This window comes from Pseudomonas sp. 21615526 (assembly GCF_013386245.1).
GTDB lineage: Bacteria > Pseudomonadota > Gammaproteobacteria > Pseudomonadales > Pseudomonadaceae > Aquipseudomonas.
Window position 1 is genome coordinate 92,027 of sequence record NZ_JACAOM010000069.1, and the last position, 15,049, is coordinate 107,075.

Annotated in this window: 18 protein-coding genes; 13 read left to right on the top strand and 5 right to left on the bottom strand. The window is 61.9% G+C overall.

Annotation, left to right across the window (positions count from 1 at the left end):
• The first annotated feature begins 19 nt into the window (after positions 1-19).
• The 12 genes from tmk (at position 20) to HX786_RS20020 (ending at position 11,069) form a co-directional block, all read left to right on the top strand.
• Positions 20-652 (top strand): dTMP kinase, encoded by a 633-nt coding sequence (gene tmk, locus HX786_RS19965; protein WP_008434959.1) that lies wholly within the window; start codon positions 20-22, stop codon positions 650-652.
• Complete coding sequence (locus HX786_RS19970; RefSeq protein ID WP_004371282.1) at positions 645-1,634, top strand: DNA polymerase III subunit delta'; 990 nt, start codon at positions 645-647, stop codon at positions 1,632-1,634. Before tmk ends, HX786_RS19970 begins: the two co-directional genes overlap by 8 nt.
• A gap of 63 nt (positions 1,635-1,697) precedes the next feature.
• The gene (locus HX786_RS19975) at positions 1,698-2,483 is read left to right on the top strand and encodes a TatD family hydrolase (protein ID WP_169386005.1); all 786 of its coding nucleotides are present in this window, start codon (positions 1,698-1,700) and stop codon (positions 2,481-2,483) included.
• A gap of 438 nt (positions 2,484-2,921) precedes the next feature.
• Positions 2,922-3,575 (top strand): TetR/AcrR family transcriptional regulator, encoded by a 654-nt coding sequence (locus HX786_RS19980; protein WP_004371278.1) that lies wholly within the window; start codon positions 2,922-2,924, stop codon positions 3,573-3,575.
• Between the two features lie 139 nt (positions 3,576-3,714).
• On the top strand, positions 3,715-4,683 hold the full coding sequence (locus HX786_RS19985; RefSeq protein WP_004371275.1) for a GTP 3',8-cyclase MoaA: 969 nt from the start codon (positions 3,715-3,717) through the stop codon (positions 4,681-4,683).
• 75 nt (positions 4,684-4,758) lie between these two features.
• Positions 4,759-5,364, top strand: a complete 606-nt coding sequence (locus HX786_RS19990) for a DUF4823 domain-containing protein (RefSeq protein WP_063027950.1) — start codon at positions 4,759-4,761, stop codon at positions 5,362-5,364.
• Between the two features lie 17 nt (positions 5,365-5,381).
• Positions 5,382-5,942: a DUF1285 domain-containing protein gene (locus HX786_RS19995; protein WP_178912501.1), complete on the top strand. Its 561-nt coding sequence runs from the start codon at positions 5,382-5,384 to the stop codon at positions 5,940-5,942.
• Positions 5,943-6,012: 70 nt separating this feature from the next.
• Positions 6,013-6,726 (top strand): GntR family transcriptional regulator, encoded by a 714-nt coding sequence (locus HX786_RS20000; protein WP_080673275.1) that lies wholly within the window; start codon positions 6,013-6,015, stop codon positions 6,724-6,726.
• A complete protein-coding gene (locus HX786_RS20005; protein WP_004371263.1) occupies positions 6,723-7,724 on the top strand; it encodes an ADP-ribosylglycohydrolase family protein in 1,002 nt (333 codons plus the stop codon). Before HX786_RS20000 ends, HX786_RS20005 begins: the two co-directional genes overlap by 4 nt.
• Positions 7,725-7,922: 198 nt before the next feature.
• Positions 7,923-9,389 (top strand): cytosine permease, encoded by a 1,467-nt coding sequence (locus tag HX786_RS20010; RefSeq protein WP_008434943.1) that lies wholly within the window; start codon positions 7,923-7,925, stop codon positions 9,387-9,389.
• Positions 9,382-10,302, top strand: a complete 921-nt coding sequence (locus HX786_RS20015) for a PfkB family carbohydrate kinase (RefSeq protein WP_023659250.1) — start codon at positions 9,382-9,384, stop codon at positions 10,300-10,302. Before HX786_RS20010 ends, HX786_RS20015 begins: the two co-directional genes overlap by 8 nt.
• Before the next feature lie 38 nt (positions 10,303-10,340).
• Positions 10,341-11,069 carry a bifunctional 2-polyprenyl-6-hydroxyphenol methylase/3-demethylubiquinol 3-O-methyltransferase UbiG gene (locus HX786_RS20020; protein ID WP_177022190.1) on the top strand — a complete coding sequence of 243 codons (729 nt, stop codon included), beginning with the start codon at positions 10,341-10,343 and terminating at the stop codon, positions 11,067-11,069.
• Between the two features lie 128 nt (positions 11,070-11,197).
• Here HX786_RS20020 and HX786_RS20025 read toward each other — a convergent pair whose 3' ends face one another.
• The 5 genes from HX786_RS20025 to HX786_RS20045 form a co-directional block, all read right to left on the bottom strand.
• Positions 11,198-11,578, bottom strand: a complete 381-nt coding sequence (locus tag HX786_RS20025) for a Rho termination factor N-terminal domain-containing protein (protein WP_177041392.1) — start codon at positions 11,576-11,578, stop codon at positions 11,198-11,200.
• Between the two features lie 57 nt (positions 11,579-11,635).
• A complete protein-coding gene (locus tag HX786_RS20030) occupies positions 11,636-11,902 on the bottom strand; it encodes a hypothetical protein (RefSeq protein WP_087692767.1) in 267 nt (88 codons plus the stop codon).
• Positions 11,903-11,950: 48 nt separating this feature from the next.
• Positions 11,951-12,298 carry a hypothetical protein gene (locus HX786_RS20035; RefSeq protein WP_178912502.1) on the bottom strand — a complete coding sequence of 116 codons (348 nt, stop codon included), beginning with the start codon at positions 12,296-12,298 and terminating at the stop codon, positions 11,951-11,953.
• 85 nt (positions 12,299-12,383) lie between these two features.
• Positions 12,384-13,577: an MFS transporter gene (locus HX786_RS20040; protein WP_178912503.1), complete on the bottom strand. Its 1,194-nt coding sequence runs from the start codon at positions 13,575-13,577 to the stop codon at positions 12,384-12,386.
• An 86-nt stretch (positions 13,578-13,663) separates the two neighbouring features.
• A complete protein-coding gene (locus HX786_RS20045; RefSeq protein WP_134327157.1) occupies positions 13,664-14,323 on the bottom strand; it encodes an HD domain-containing protein in 660 nt (219 codons plus the stop codon).
• 112 nt (positions 14,324-14,435) lie between these two features.
• Between HX786_RS20045 and HX786_RS20050 the strand changes: the two genes are divergently transcribed.
• Positions 14,436-14,915 carry a GNAT family N-acetyltransferase gene (locus HX786_RS20050; protein ID WP_004371239.1) on the top strand — a complete coding sequence of 160 codons (480 nt, stop codon included), beginning with the start codon at positions 14,436-14,438 and terminating at the stop codon, positions 14,913-14,915.
• Positions 14,916-15,049: the final 134 nt, after the last annotated feature.

The window sequence follows — 15,049 nt, forward strand, 5'->3', positions numbered from 1 at the left end:
CTCTGACTAAGGACTGCCTGTGACTGGCTTGTTTATTACCCTGGAAGGCCCGGAAGGCGCCGGCAAGAGCACCAACCGTGAATACCTGGCCGAGCGCCTGCGCGCCGAAGGTATCGAGGTGCTGCTGACCCGTGAGCCTGGCGGCACGCCACTGGCCGAGCGTATCCGTGAAGTGCTGCTGACCCCGGGCGACGAACAGATGAACCCCGACACCGAGCTGTTGCTGGTGTTCGCCGCCCGCGCCCAGCACCTGGCCGAAGTCATTCGCCCGGCACTGGCCCGGGGCGCCGTGGTGATTTGTGACCGGTTTACCGATTCCACCTATGCCTATCAGGGCGGCGGCCGTGGGTTGTCCCTGGAGCGCATTGCGGCCTTGGAGACCTTCGTCCAGGGCGATTTGCGGCCCGACCTGACCCTGGTGTTCGATCTCCCGGTGGAAGTCGGCATGGCCCGTGCCACCGCCCGGGGTCGCCTCGATCGTTTCGAACTGGAAACCCGAGTCTTTTTTGAAGCTGTGCGCGGCGCGTTTCTCAAGCGCGCCGAAGCCGACCCCGCTCGTTACTACCTGTTGGACGCCGCACAACCGTTGACTCAGGTTCAGCAGTGCATTGACGCCCTGTTGCCGAAGCTTGTGGAGCGTGTCCGTGGCTGAAGCCTACCCGTGGCAGGACAGCCTCTGGCAGCAACTGGCGGGCCGTGCCCAGCACGCCCACGCCTACCTGCTCCACGGCCCGGTGGGCATCGGCAAGCGCGCCCTGGCCGAGCGGCTGATGGCCAGCTTGTTGTGCCAGCGGCCCAACGGCCTGGAAGCCTGCGGCGAATGTAAATCCTGCATGCTGCTCAAGGCCGGCAGCCACCCGGACAACTATCTGCTGGAACCGGAAGAGGCCGACAAGGCGATCAAGGTCGACCAGGTGCGTGATCTGGTCAGCTTCGTGGTGCAGACCGCGCAGATGGGCGGGCGCAAGGTGGTGCTGATCGAGCCGGTGGAGTCGATGAACATCAACGCCGCCAACGCCTTGCTCAAGAGCCTGGAAGAACCGTCCGGCGATACCGTGCTGCTGCTGGTCAGCCACCAGTCCAGCCGCCTGCTGCCGACCATTCGCAGCCGCTGCGTGCAGCAGGCCTGCCCGTTGCCGAGCGAAGCCATGAGCTTGCAGTGGCTGGCCCAGGCGTTGCCGGACTGCGGCGAGGCGGAGCGCGTCGAGTTGCTGACCCTGGCGGCCGGTTCGCCCCTGGCGGCGGTCAAGCTCCAGGCCCAGGGCGTGCGTGAACAGCGTGCGCTGGTGGTGGACGGGGTGAAGAAACTGCTCAAGCAGGAAGTGTCGGCCACGCAACTGGCCGAAAGCGCCTGGAAAGACATTCCCTTGCTGCTGCTGTTCGACTGGTTTTGCGACTGGTCGAGCCTGATCCTGCGCTACCAGCTGACCCAGGACGAAAACGGCCTTGGGCTGCCGGACATGCGCAAAGTCGTGCAATACCTGGCGCAGAAGAGCGCCCAGGACAAGGTGCTGAACATTCAGGACTGGATCCTCGCCCAACGCCAGAAGGTCCTCGGCAAGGCCAACCTCAATCGCGTGCTGTTGCTTGAGGCCTTGCTGGTGCAGTGGGTCGGTTTGCTCGGCCGCCGTTAATTTCAGTGGCCGACGGGTGTATCGTTGGCCAGACACTTTCCGTGACTCAAGTTGTAGATCCCTATGCTCGTAGATTCCCATTGCCACCTTGATCGCCTCGACCTGGCCCAGCACGGCGGCTCCCTCGACGCCGCCCTTGAAGCTGCGCGCCAGCGCGGGGTAGGGCATTTCCTGTGCATCGGCGTCAGCGCGGAAAACGCCGCCGACGTCAAAGCCCTGGCCGATCGTTATGCCGATGTCGACTGCTCGGTGGGCATTCACCCGCTGGACCTCAAGCCCGGCGAAGCCCCGGCCCTCGACTGGCTGCTCGGTGAACTCAATCACCCGCGCGTGGTGGCCATCGGTGAGACCGGCCTGGATTACCACTACGAACCGGAAGCTGCCGAGTTGCAGCAGGCGTCGTTCCGTCTGCACCTGCAAGCCGCCCGGCAGACTGGCAAGCCGGTGATCGTCCACACCCGTGGCGCCCGTGCCGACACCCTGACCCTGCTGCGCGAAGCCGCGCTGCCCCAGGCTGGTGTGCTGCATTGCTTCACTGAAGACTGGGACATGGCCAAGGCCGCGCTGGACCTTGGTTTCTACATTTCCTTGTCGGGCATCGTGACCTTCCGCAACGCCGATGCCCTGCGCGATGTCGCGCGCCAGGTCCCGGCAGACCGCCTGCTGGTGGAAACCGATTCGCCGTACCTGGCGCCAATTCCTCATCGCGGCAAACCCAACCTGCCGGAATACGTACGGGATGTGGCGGATTACCTGGCGATGCTGCGGGGCGAGTCCTACGAGCGCTTTGCCGAACAGACCACCGAAAACTTCAAGCGCCTGTTCCCGCTGGCCCACGTCGGCCACTGAATCGCAGGCAAAAAAAACCCGGGTTCTGGGGGGTGAATCCGGGCTAAGACCATTAGGAGTAAAACAAGGGTACGCAGTCCGTCGGTACCCAGGTCGACGCGTCACTTGGGGGAGATGCCACGCCGACATTTCAAGTATTGATCAGTATCCGATTCAGTCCAGCCACATCTGATCGTTTTTTAAACAGATTTGGAATACGCCCGCTTCGGTTGAGTTCTCATTGGATGCGATGCACACGCGCCAATCACCTGTTTTATTTCTGACTCGAATCGGCACATTCGTTGGCGTGTTGTAAGTTAAGTGCAAAGGTTGTTCATATAGGCGTTGCCCAACGACCGTTCAGTCGGGATAATCCCGCGCACCGGGTAAAACGTTCCGACAAGCACGGCTTGGGGAGCGAACGCCCTTCCAATATCCATCTCTGCAGACCTTTTTCTTATGCACAAAGAACCCCGCAAGGTCCGTGAGTTTCGCCGCCGCGAGCAGGAAATTCTCGACACCGCACTCAAGCTGTTCCTCGACCAGGGTGAAGACAGCGTCACCGTCGAGATGATTGCGGATGCCGTGGGTATCGGCAAAGGCACCATCTACAAGCACTTCAAGTCCAAGGCCGAGATCTACCTGCGCCTGATGCTCGACTACGAGCGCGACCTGAACGAGCTGCTGCACTCGGCCGATGTCGACAAGGACAAGGAAGCGCTGTCCCGCGCCTACTTCGAGTTCCGCATGCGTGACCCGCAGCGCTACCGCTTGTTTGATCGCCTGGAAGAAAAAGTGGTGAAGGGCCATCAGGTGCCGGAAATGGTCGAGGAGCTGCACAAGATCCGTGCCTCGAACTTCGAACGCCTGACCCTGCTGATCAAGGGCCGTATCAGCGAAGGCAAGCTCGAAGACGTGCCACCGTATTTCCACTACTGCGCCGCCTGGGCGTTGGTGCACGGCGCCGTGGCGTTGTACCACTCGCCGTTCTGGAGCAATGTGCTGGAAGACCAGGAAGGTTTCTTCCAGTTCCTGATGGACATCGGCGTGCGCATGGGCAATAAGCGCAAGCACAGCACCGATTTGCCGAACGCCGAAACGCCGGCCACTTGAATCATTCGCCAGCGTGATGGCGATATGATTTCCTGCCCAGCGCAGTAACCCAGGAATATACTCAGGCAAGGACCTTGCTAAAACTTGATTTTTCAGTCAGGTTTTAGTGCGCCCGAATTATCCTCTGCCGGAGTGATCCATGATCGTTGATCGTCAAGGCAGGCGATTCCGCAATTTGCGGATCAGCCTGACCTCAGCCTGCAATTACGCCTGTACCTACTGCGTGCCCAACGGCAAGCGGCTGGTGGCTGCGCAGGACGAACTGTCGGCCGAGGCGATGGCGCGGGGTGTCGAGTACCTGATCGAGGCCGCCGGCATCGAGCGCCTGCGGATTACCGGCGGTGAACCGTTGGTCAGCCCCAAGCTGGAAGCCTTCATGGGCGCGGTGGGGCAGATGGGGCTCAGTGATATCAGCCTGACCACCAACGGCCAACTGCTGGCGCGCAAACTGCCGCTGCTGGTGGACGCCGGGATTCGCCGGATCAACGTGTCCCTCGACACCCTGGACGCCGACGCCTTCCGCAGCATCGCTCGCGGTGGCGACCTGGCCACCGTGCTCGATGGCATGGACCAGGCGAGCGCCGCCGGAATCAAGATCAAGGTCAACATGGTGCCGCTGCGCGGCCAGAACCTCGACCAGGTGATGCCGCTGCTCGACTACTGCCTGGAGCGTGGCTACGAGTTGCGCTTTATCGAATTGATGCGCATGGGCCACCTGGCCAACGATTCCAACGCGTTCCTGCAGCAATTCGTCAGCCTCCAGCAATTGCTCAGCCTGATCGGCGAACAGTACGAATACCTGCAAGCCAACGCCCCGGTGGACGCCACTGCCGTGCGCTACGAAGTGCCCGGCAAAGGTTTCTTCGGTGTCATCGCCAACGAAAGCGTGCCGTTCTGCCGGACCTGTTCGCGTTTGCGCCTGTCGTCCACCGGCTGGCTGCATGGCTGCCTGTCGTCGAGCAACCGCCACTACGTCGGCGATCTGCTGGACAAACCCCGCCACCAGGCCCTGCCGGCCTTGCAGCGCTTGTTGGTCAAGGCCTTGGGTGACAAGCAGGAAGTGGCCTTCTCCGGCGGCGCCACCATCATGAAGATCATCGGCGGCTAGTCCCGCAAGCTGGCGCAAAATCTGCATCTCGTGCCCATTCGCCGGTTTTCCGTCACCGGCCTCTGGAGAATTAGGATGCGTAGTCTGGTTTTGGTGCTGGCGTCACTCGCGCTGGGTGGCTGCATGACCGTCAGTGATATGGCCGAAGGCACGCGCTATCAGATGAGCGATGCCGGGCTGCTGGACCACAGCGATACTCGCCGCGTCAATTCGGTCCGCATACAGCCGGACTCCTTCGTCTTCATCGCCCAGGGCGCCTTCACCCCGCCGGGCAGTGCTTATCCACGGCCTAACGTGGTGGCCGAGGAAGCCTTTAACGGCTTTGTCGAATATTTCCCGATGGTCCGCCGCGCCCGCAAGCCGGAAGGCCTCGAGCAGGCGATGTCGGAAGCCCGCGCGGCGGGTGCGCATTACCTGCTGTACTGCCGCTTCGCCCAGGCGGATGACCGTATCGGCAACGCCGATGAATGGTCTGACCAGGAGGCGGTCGATCGCCTGGGTATCGACACCGGCACCATCCAGGTCATGTTGATCGAGACCAGCACCCAGTATTTGATTGATACTGTGCGGATTCACAGCCGTGGCGGTTTACTGACGTTCCACGACAACAAGCCTGATGATCTGATCGGCAAGCCCCTGGCGCACTACGCGCGCAGCCTGTTGGGCATGAGCGATCAGTAAGACACAAGGAGTACAGCATGACCGATTCGGCCAAGGCCAATGACCTGTTGGCGCAATTGCCCAAGGGCAAGGGACCCGCGCCGGTGCATCTGTGGAACCCGGCGTTTTGCGGCGATATCGACATGCGCATCGCCCGCGACGGCACCTGGTTCTACATGGGCACGCCGATTGGCCGCAAGCCGATGGTCAAGCTGTTCTCCAATATCATTCGCCGCGATGGCGATGATTATTTCCTGATCACCCCGGTGGAAAAGGTCGGGATCAAGGTCGATGACGCGCCCTTTGTCGCCGTGACCCTGGAAGTCGAAGGGCAGGGCGAGAGCCAAGTCCTGCGCTTTACCACCAATGTCGATGAACAGGTCGAAGCCGGTATCGAACATCCGCTGCGGGTGATGATTGACCCGGAAACCCAGGAACCCTCGCCGTACCTGCGGGTGCGCACCAACCTCGAAGCCTTGGTCCATCGCAATGCGTTCTATCAGTTGGTGGAGTTGGCGGTGACCCGTCCGATCAACGGTAAGAACTGGCTTGGCGTCTGGAGCGGCGGGGTATTTTTCCCCATCGGCCTGGAGCCCTGAGGCTGATTTCTCGCTCTCCCTGAAATAATTCGCTTGCTGTAGCCGGGCGCTTTCGGTTATCAATTTGTACATGATTAGACATGTCCGATTTGATAAGAAAAAACGCGTCGTCGACGAGCTGATCCGCCGTATCGAGGGTGGAGTGATGGCCGACGGTGTCCTGCTGCCGGGCGAGCACCAACTGGCCGAAGAGTTTTCCGTCAGCCGCGGCACGCTGCGTGAAGCCCTGGCCGAACTCAAGCGCCGCAGCTACATCGCCACCCAAAGCGGTGTCGGCTCCATCGTCACCTTCGACGGCATGGTGCTCGACCAGCGCAGCGGCTGGGCCCAAGCCCTGGCCGACACCGGCGCGGTGGTGACCTCCGAAATCCTGCGCCTGGAAGCCGTCACCCGTCCGGACCTGCTCAGCCGTCACGGCAGCGACCAATTCATCGCCCTCGACCGCCGCCGTCGCGCTGCCGACGGCACGTTCGTGTCCCTGGAGCGCTCGCTGATGCCGGCCTCCGGTGGCCTGGAAAGCCTGCCGCAAGTCGGCCTGATCGATAATTCCCTGACCATCACCCTGGCGGCCTATGGCTATGTCGGCGCCACCGGCAACCAATGGATCGGTGCCGAGCCTCTGAACGAAGAAGACGCCCAGCTCCTGGGGCGCCCGGTGGGCACGGTGTTCCTCAAGGCCCTGCGCACCACCTACGACCGCCAGGACCGCTTCATGGAATCCGTCGAAAGCCTGCTCGACCCTCTGCATTTCCGCTTGCACCTTCAATTTGGAACACCGACATGACCGCCACCACCCGCGCCCTCGGCGCCTTCTACGGCCTGGCCCTGGGCGATGCGTTGGGCATGCCCACCCAGTCCCTGAGCCGCGAGCAGGTCAAGGCGCGTTTCGGCGCGATCACCGGCCTGGAAGATGCCGACGCCGATCAGCCGATCGCGCCGAACATGCCCAAGGGCTCGATCACCGATGACACCGAACAGGCGATCCTCGTCGGCCAGTTGCTGGTGGACGGGCAGGGCAGGATTGAACCCACCGAACTCGCCCAACGTTTGATCGACTGGGAAGCGGTGATGCGCGCCAAGGGCTCCCAGGATTTGCTGGGCCCGTCAACCAAACGGGCGATCGACATGATCCTGGCGGGCCATACCCCGGAAGAGTCCGGGCGCTACGGCACCACCAACGGCGCCGCCATGCGTATCACCCCGGTGGGCATCGCGGCGGACGTCAACGACCCGGCGCAGTTTATCCAGGCGGTGATCCAGGCGTGCCAGGTCACCCACAACACCAACCTGGGCATCTCCAGCGCGGCGGCGGTGGCGGCGGTGGTTTCCGCCGGGATCAACGGCGTCGATCTGGGCGAAGCGCTGAACATCGGCACGCAGATCGCCCAGCAGGCGGAAAACCACGGCCACTGGATTGCCGGCGGGCGCATCGCCACCCGCATCAGTTGGGCGCGCACCTTGAGTGTCGACAGCGGCGACAAGGCGCTGTTTACCGACCTGCTTTACGAATTGATCGGCACCTCCGTGGCGTCCCAGGAATCGGTGGTGGTGTCGTTTGCCCTCGCGCAGCAAGTCGCGGTGGGTGAAATGAACGCCATCGAAGCCCTGTGCATGGCCGCCAGCCTCGGCGGCGACACCGACACCATCGCCGCGATTCTCGGCGCGATGCTCGGTGCGTGCCTGGGGATGCAGTGCTGGCCTGAGGCGATGATCGAACAGGTCAAGCAGGTCAACCGCCTGGACCTGGAACCCTTGGTCCAAGGCCTGCTCGAGCTGCGCTGAGCACCGCAGATTAAAAAATGTGGGAGCGGGCTTGCTCGCGAAAGCGGGACATCAGTGACACATGCGTTGCCTGACACACCGCTTTCGCGAGCAAGCCCGCTCCCACATTGATCCAGTCGAGTCAGGAAGACCGAAACACAGATTCAACTTGCCAACCTGCCACAACCACAAAAAAACAGGCATCAGGAGCACCCCACCATGAGTACGTCCTCTTCCGGCCAAAGCGCCGGGCAATTGGAAACACGCGGCATCGAGCCGGTCCCGGAAGGCGAGTGCAACGGCCATCCGCTGCAACTGTTCTGGGTCTGGTTTGCGGCCAACATCAGCATCCTCGGCTTGCCCCTGGGCGCGACCCTCGTGGCGTTTCGCGGCCTGGCGATCTGGCAGGCGATCATCGTCGCAATCCTCGGCGCTGCCGGTTCGTTTGCGGTGGTCGGCATCATCTCCATCGCCGGCCGTCGTGGCCGTGCACCGAGCCTGACCCTGTCCCGGGCGATCTTTGGCGTACGCGGCAATATCGGGCCGACGCTGGTGTCGCTGATGTCGCGCCTCGGCTGGGAAACCGTCAACACCACTACGGCTGCGTTCGTGCTGTTGTCGTTGTGCTCGATCCTGTTCAACTCGCCGGTTGCCGCCAAAAGCGCGCCGGTACTGACCCTGCTGTTCATTGGCATTTTCGTGCTGCTGACCCTCGCCGTATCGGGCCTGGGCCACGCCACCTTGCTGGTGATCCAGAAGTGGGCCACCTACGTGTTCGGCGCGCTGAATATCCTGGTGGGCGGTTTCCTCTGCGCCACCATCGATTGGAGCGCGGTGTTCAACGCCACGCCTGCGCCGTTGAGCGCGATGATCATCGGCGTCGGCACCATGGCGGCCGGTACGGGTATCGGCTGGGCCAACGCCGGTGCCGACATGTCGCGCTACCAGCACCGCAGCGTCAAGGCCGTGCGCCTGGTGGCCTCCGCGGCATTCGGTGCGGGGATTCCGCTGGTGCTGTTGATCACCCTCGGCGGTTTGCTGTCGGTGGGCAACAACGACCTGGCGTCGGCCACTGACCCGATCATCGCGATTCGCGACATGCTGCCGACCTGGATGGCGGTGCCGTACCTGATCACCGCGTTTGGCGGGCTGTTGCTGTCGAATAACCTGTCGGTGTACTCGGCGGGGCTCACCACCTTGACCCTCGGTTTGAAGGTCAAGCGCGTGCACGCGGTGATCGTCGACATCGTTGCGATCTTCGCCGGTTCGATCTACTTCATGCTGATCGCCGACAGCTTCTACGGCCCGTTCATCACCTTCATCTCGTTGCTGGCGGTACCGATCACCGCCTGGGTCGGGATCTTTGTGGTCGACCTGATTCATCGCCACTACTACAGCCCCAAAGACCTGCTGGACGTAACGCCAAGCAGCGCCTACTGGTACCGTGGCGGAGTTGAATGGCGTGCGTTCGGCGCCTGGGCGATTGCGATCGTGCTGGGCTTCAGCTTCACCACCATCGGCACCACGGCCGAGAACATCTGGTTCGCCGGTCCGCTGTCCGATTCGTGGCTGGGCCACAACGGCCTGGGCTGGATCGTCACCTTCCTGGTGGCCGGCGGGATTTATGCGGTACTGGGTGGCGCGGCTGATCGTCGCCCGGCTTTGGTAGAGAGCGCTAATGTCTAGATTGCTGCACAGCGGCCAGGTCATCGTTGACCTGGTCATGTCCCTCGACACATTGCCTGCCACCGGTGGCGATGTATTGGCCAACTCCGCCAGCTTCGAAGCCGGCGGTGGCTTCAACGTGATGGCCGCGGCCCGACGCAACGGCTTGCCGGTGGTCTACCTGGGCCGCCATGGCACCGGCCGCTTCGGCGACCTGGCGCGCGCGGCGATGCAGGCCGAGGGCATTGAAATGGCCCTGGCCGCCAGCGACGACAAGGACACAGGCCTGTGTGTGTCCCTGACCGAAGCCACTACCGAGCGCACCTTCATTTCCCATATTGGCGCTGAGGGTGACTTGCTGGCGCAAGACCTGGCCAATGCGGTACCACGCGACGACGACTACGTGTACGTCAGTGGCTACAGCCTGCTGCTGGAAGGCAAGGCCCAGGCGTTGCTCGATTGGCTATTGGCATTGCCGCGCCAGATCACGGTGGTGTTCGATCCGGGCCCGCTGGTGAAGGCACCGGACTCGGCCTTGATGGTCGCCCTGTTGCCGCGTATCGATATCTGGACCAGCAACGGTCCGGAAGCGCTTGCCTTTACCGGCGCGAGCGATCTGGCGGGGGCATTGCTCAAGCTCAACGAGCACTTGCCCGCCGACACCTTGCTGGTGGTGCGCGATGGACCGAATGGCTGCTGGATCAGCCGTAATGGCCAGGCCGAGCATGTGCCGGGATTCAAGGTCAAGGCGGTGGACAGCAACGGTGCCGGCGATGCTCACGCCGGGGTGTTTATCGCCGGCCTGGCCAATGGTTTGGCGCCAGCTGTCGCGGCACGTCGCGCGAACGCGGCGGCGGCCTTGGCGGTCACGCGCTGGGGGCCGGCCACCTCACCGGGCACGGCTGAAGTGGATGCGTTGTTGAGCGAGGGCTGATTCGGCAGAATAGTCGCCATTCAGCACGGAGCAGCGTCATGACCCAGAACATCTACGACACCGAGGTTTTCTTCGAGGGCTACAGCAAAATGGGCCGCTCGGTAGAAGGCCTCGCCGGCGCGCCGGAGTGGCCGGCGTTGCAATCCATGCTGCCGCCCATGTCGGGATTGAAAGTCGTAGACCTGGGTTGCGGCTACGGCTGGTTCAGTCGCTGGGCGCAGGAGCAGGGCGCCGAACAGGTGCTGGGGCTGGATGTCTCGCAAAAGATGCTGGCGCGGGCAAGGGAGATGACGTCCTCTTCGGCCATCACCTACGCCATTGCCGACCTGGAAAAACTCGAGCTGCCTGACGCCACTTTCGACCTGGCCTACAGCTCATTGGCGTTTCATTACATCGTCGATCTGAAAGGCCTGTTCGCGCGTATCCATCAAGCGTTGGTGCCGGGCGGGCGGTTGGTATTTTCCATCGAGCATCCGATCTTCATGGCGCCCCGGCAGCCGGGCTGGCTGGTTGATGAGCAAGGGCGAAAGAGCTGGCCGGTGGACAGCTACCAGTTGCAAGGACCACGGGTGACAAACTGGCTGGCGGATGGCGTGATCAAGCAGCATCGCACCGTGGGCACGTTGCTGACGCTGTTGATCCAGGCGGGGTTTACCCTGACTCATGTCGACGAGTGGGGCCCGAGCGAAGCGGACCTGAAAGCCCGTCCCGCACTGGCAGAAGAGCTTGAGCGCCCAATGATGCTACTGGTGGCCGCCCACCGCTGATTCCTTGGGTGAAAACCCGACCAAAAATGTGGGAGCGGGCTTGCTCGCGAATGCGGTGGCTCAGCCAATGAATCTGGCACTGATACACCGCTTTCGCGAGCAAGCCCGGTCCCACATTTTGTTCCGCGTTAACCGGCCTTTTTCAGCGCCTCAATCAACTCATCCTTGCGCATGGTCGAGCGCCCGGGAATGTCCTTGGCACGCGCTTCTCTCAGCAAGCTTTCCTTGGTCTGCGTACCCAGCGAAACCCGGCTGTTACGCGGATGCCCCTCACGACTGGCCGCAGCCCGCTTGGCCGACTCATGCCGGTCCTGGGACTTCTTCGCCGGCGCCTTGCGCTGGCCTGAACCGCCGGCCTTTTCGCCGCCGCCAGACTGCTTGTTGACGGTGGCCCAGGCCCGCGCCTCGGCTTCTTCTTTCGACAAGCCCTGGTGCTCATAACTCGCTTCGATATGGGCGGCCTTGCGCTTCTGTTCGGTGGTGTATTTGGCTTTGCTTCCACGAGGCATTGCGATACTCCTTCTGGCCCTCATACAAGATACGAGGGCCAGACCAGGCAAGGTGTGTTATTGGCTCGCTTCGCTTTCAAGCTTGCGAGCCGCTTCCACGCCGGACGCGGTGAGCTTGATCGGCAGGTTCAGCGAATGTTCACCGGCATCGTTGCAGGTCACATGGCCTTCCTTGATCCACCCGCGGTCCTGCAAGGTGGCCAAGGCGCTGGCCACCACTTTTTCACCTCGGTAGTTGTCCAGCACTTCTTTGCCCAACCCACTGGGATGAGCGTGGAGCAGACGGGTGAGGACTTCTTTTTCAAGGTTGTGATCGACGTTCATGCATACCTCTTCACTGGGAAATGGTTGGGTGTTCGTCTTTCTTGCGCATTAAGGCGCTGGCTGTTTTGGCGCGCCGGGGATGTTGGAGTCATCGCCTTTATTGATCGAGGGCGAAGTGGCACCTGGGCCCATTTTGCCGTTAGGCACCGCACCGCTGTTGCGATTGGTGTCGTCGCCCTGGGTACGCGGGTCTCTGCTGTTGTCGATGATGGCGCCGTTGTTCGTTTCCAGGCCAGTGCCCATCGAGTCATTCGACTCCCGGGTGGCCGGGCTTGGCGGGCTGCCGACAGGGTCGGTCGGGCCGGTGCTGGAACCTGTGGAGGCGGCAAAGCTGCTCAGCGAAACAGCAGACAGCAAACCGGTGAGGGCGAGGGCGGCAAATTTGGAAGTCGTCATGATGGTGTCTCCATATGATTAATGTCCTTACCTGATATTGGTCCGCCCCCGTTTGTGATTCGTGCCTCGATACCGACGAACGGTCTTAGGTCGCTTGTAAGATTTTGTGTGACGAGATTCGGCGCCAGATCAACCGCGCCACCGTGATCAGCCAATTGAGCAGCGCCACCGCCAGTACGCTCATCAACAGGGTCGGCATGCCGTATTCGACGATGACCTTGCCCGCCAGCAGCGGGAAACCGAACACCCCGATAAAGTACGCCAGGCTGAACAGCAGCAACGCCTGGGACGTGGTGCCGGCGGGTGCTTCGTTCGCAGCCAAACCATTGATCACCGCATACGTCAGGCCGTAACCGACGCCCAGGGTGACGGCTGCCAGCAGGTAGCTGTAGTTGCCGCTGACCCTGAACCCGAACAGGAAAATCGACACCAGCATCAACCCCGACAACACACACGCCGCCCAATACGGATCACGCTTGACCACGATGCCGGCGATCAGCAGGCGGCTGGTAATCGCCGCACTCATGAAGCCCAGGAAGAACAGCGAATAGTCCAGCCCGTGCAGTGCCGCGTAGCTGGTCTGGAAACTCGACAGCCCGCCAAACACGCAACCGCCGAGGCCGACCATGATGATCGCGAACACCGCTTTCGATGACAGCACCTGGCGCGTGGCTGACCAGGAAATCTTCGCCACCGGCGCGGTGTGTTGACTCAGCGCGCGACCCAGTCGCCAGAAAATCAGCACACCCACCAGGCTCGCCAGCGCTGCTATATGAAAGGCCGCCGTCAGCGAAAAATCCAGGGCACTTGCCGCCCGCCCCAGCAGTGGCCCGGAGCCGATTCCGGTCATCATGCTGCCCGACAGCAGGGCGAAATATTTGGCCCGCTGCGCCGGTTCCAGCAGCATCGCGACGATGATCGGACCCAGCGTATAGAAGACGCCCCAGCCCAACCCCAACGACAAGCCAAAAAGCATCAAGCCCTCGCCGAACCCCGGCGCCAGCGCAAAGCCCAGGCACGCTACCACCAGCAACAGGCCGAGCAGGGCGATCGACCTGGCAGCCCCCAGCAGGTCGGCCAGATGCCCGGAAACCAGCACCGCCACAAAGGTGCTGAGCATCGCCATGGAGATCACGCTGCCCGCGTCGTGTTCGTTGCCGCCGCGCGAATGGATCAGCAGCGACAGCAAGAATGTCGAGCCATAGGACAGGGAAAGCAGGTAGCTGGCGAGGCAGAAAAGGGCGAACAGTTTTCCGCCGACCGCAGGTGAGGCGTGCATGGGGGAGCCTTGCGTCTGTTGGATTTATGCCCAACTTTTTACCATGCACGGCACGTGGGATTGTTCTGTGGTTCGCGGCGCTTGCGTTAGCCCGCAGCGGAGTATGGCGTGCCTATTTCTTCGATGAACATGTTCATGAAACCCTTCAACCGCTCATGGCGCGCCAGGGCCATGCGTTGCCCCGTCGGCGTCTGAAATCCGCCCGCCAGATGCAGCAGCTTGGTCTGGAAATGGTCGAGGCAAAAGCGCTTGTCGTCGTACTCGCGATGCTGCGCCGTTGGGTCAGCTGGGTCATACAGCCCGCTGCCCATGCGCCCGGCGATGTAAAATGTGCGGGCCACGCCGATCATGCCGAGGGAGTCCAAACGGTCGGCATCCTGCATGATTTTTGCCTCGAGCGTCACCGGAATAAGGCCCGCCGAAAAGCTGTGGGTCTCGATGGCGTGGGTCACCGCTGCAATCTTCCCGGGCTGCCACGCCAGCCCCTGCAAAATCTCCCCGGCCTTGTCTGCCGCCAGTTTCGAAGCCTTGGACCGCAACGGCGAATTCTTCTCCACTGCCACGCAGTCGTGCAGCAACACGGCTGCCAGCAGTACCTCGGGATCGCCACCTTCTTCAGCCTGGATCAAGCGCACGTTGTGCCATACCCGCTGCAAGTGGGACAGGTCGTGGGCGCCGTCTTCCGAAGGCTCAAGGGCGTGAGGCAATAACGTCGCGGCGAGGTCGGTCAAGGGCGTGAAGGGCATGGGGATTCTCAAAGGTCGATGGCCTGCAGGTTAGCCGCGAATCAAATTGCACTGCAATCGGTCATTAAAGCGCCTTAGTATGTGTGCTTTATTTCCCTGACAAGGCCTGCCCATGACCATCGAGATTCGCCCCGCCGTGCCCAGCGATGCTGCGCAGATCCTGACCTTCATCACCGAGCTTGCCGACTATGAAAAAGCCCGGCACGAAGTGATCGCCAGCGTGGTGGACATCGAGCGCAGCCTGTTCAGTGAAGGTGCCACCGCCCACGGCCTGATCTGCCTGCGCGACGGTTTGCCGATCGGCTTTGCGGTGTTCTTTTTCAGCTATTCCACGTGGCTGGGCAGCAACTGCCTGTACCTCGAAGACCTGTACATCAACCCCGAGCAACGCGGTGGCGGGGCGGGCAAGAAGTTGCTGCGCCACCTGGCGAAAATCGCCTGTGACAACGGCTGCGGGCGTTTCGAGTGGAGCGTGCTGGACTGGAACGAGCCGGCCATCGCGTTCTACAAATCCATCGGTGCCCAGCCCCAGGAAGAGTGGGTACGCTACCGCATGGAAGGCGACGCCCTCAGGGATTTCGCACAGGGTTAAGTGTGCATAAAGGACCGGCTTTTAAAGCCGGTTTTTTTATATATCTTCTCACTATATTGGATGATAATTTATATATTTAGATGTTCCGGTTTATGTGTTTATAGTCTTGTGCATCAGCACTACCTATCTAAACA

Bases quoted from the DNA above. Each gene is read 5' to 3' on its own strand.
- HX786_RS19995 (WP_178912501.1), top strand. From the start codon at position 5,382: ATGACCGATTCGGCCAAGGCCAATGACCTGTTGGCGCAATTGCCCAAG.
- HX786_RS20040 (WP_178912503.1), bottom strand. From the start codon at position 13,577: ATGCACGCCTCACCTGCGGTCGGCGGAAAACTGTTCGCCCTTTTCTGC.
- HX786_RS20015 (WP_023659250.1), top strand. From the start codon at position 9,382: ATGTCTAGATTGCTGCACAGCGGCCAGGTCATCGTTGACCTGGTCATG.
- HX786_RS20020 (WP_177022190.1), top strand. From the start codon at position 10,341: ATGACCCAGAACATCTACGACACCGAGGTTTTCTTCGAGGGCTACAGC.
- HX786_RS20035 (WP_178912502.1), bottom strand. From the start codon at position 12,298: ATGACGACTTCCAAATTTGCCGCCCTCGCCCTCACCGGTTTGCTGTCT.
- HX786_RS20005 (WP_004371263.1), top strand. From the start codon at position 6,723: ATGACCGCCACCACCCGCGCCCTCGGCGCCTTCTACGGCCTGGCCCTG.
- HX786_RS20045 (WP_134327157.1), bottom strand. From the start codon at position 14,323: ATGCCCTTCACGCCCTTGACCGACCTCGCCGCGACGTTATTGCCTCAC.
- HX786_RS20000 (WP_080673275.1), top strand. From the start codon at position 6,013: ATGATTAGACATGTCCGATTTGATAAGAAAAAACGCGTCGTCGACGAG.
- HX786_RS19990 (WP_063027950.1), top strand. From the start codon at position 4,759: ATGCGTAGTCTGGTTTTGGTGCTGGCGTCACTCGCGCTGGGTGGCTGC.
- HX786_RS20010 (WP_008434943.1), top strand. From the start codon at position 7,923: ATGAGTACGTCCTCTTCCGGCCAAAGCGCCGGGCAATTGGAAACACGC.
- HX786_RS19985 (WP_004371275.1), top strand. From the start codon at position 3,715: ATGATCGTTGATCGTCAAGGCAGGCGATTCCGCAATTTGCGGATCAGC.
- HX786_RS19980 (WP_004371278.1), top strand. From the start codon at position 2,922: ATGCACAAAGAACCCCGCAAGGTCCGTGAGTTTCGCCGCCGCGAGCAG.
- HX786_RS20025 (WP_177041392.1), bottom strand. From the start codon at position 11,578: ATGCCTCGTGGAAGCAAAGCCAAATACACCACCGAACAGAAGCGCAAG.
- HX786_RS20030 (WP_087692767.1), bottom strand. From the start codon at position 11,902: ATGAACGTCGATCACAACCTTGAAAAAGAAGTCCTCACCCGTCTGCTC.
- HX786_RS20050 (WP_004371239.1), top strand. From the start codon at position 14,436: ATGACCATCGAGATTCGCCCCGCCGTGCCCAGCGATGCTGCGCAGATC.
- HX786_RS19975 (WP_169386005.1), top strand. From the start codon at position 1,698: ATGCTCGTAGATTCCCATTGCCACCTTGATCGCCTCGACCTGGCCCAG.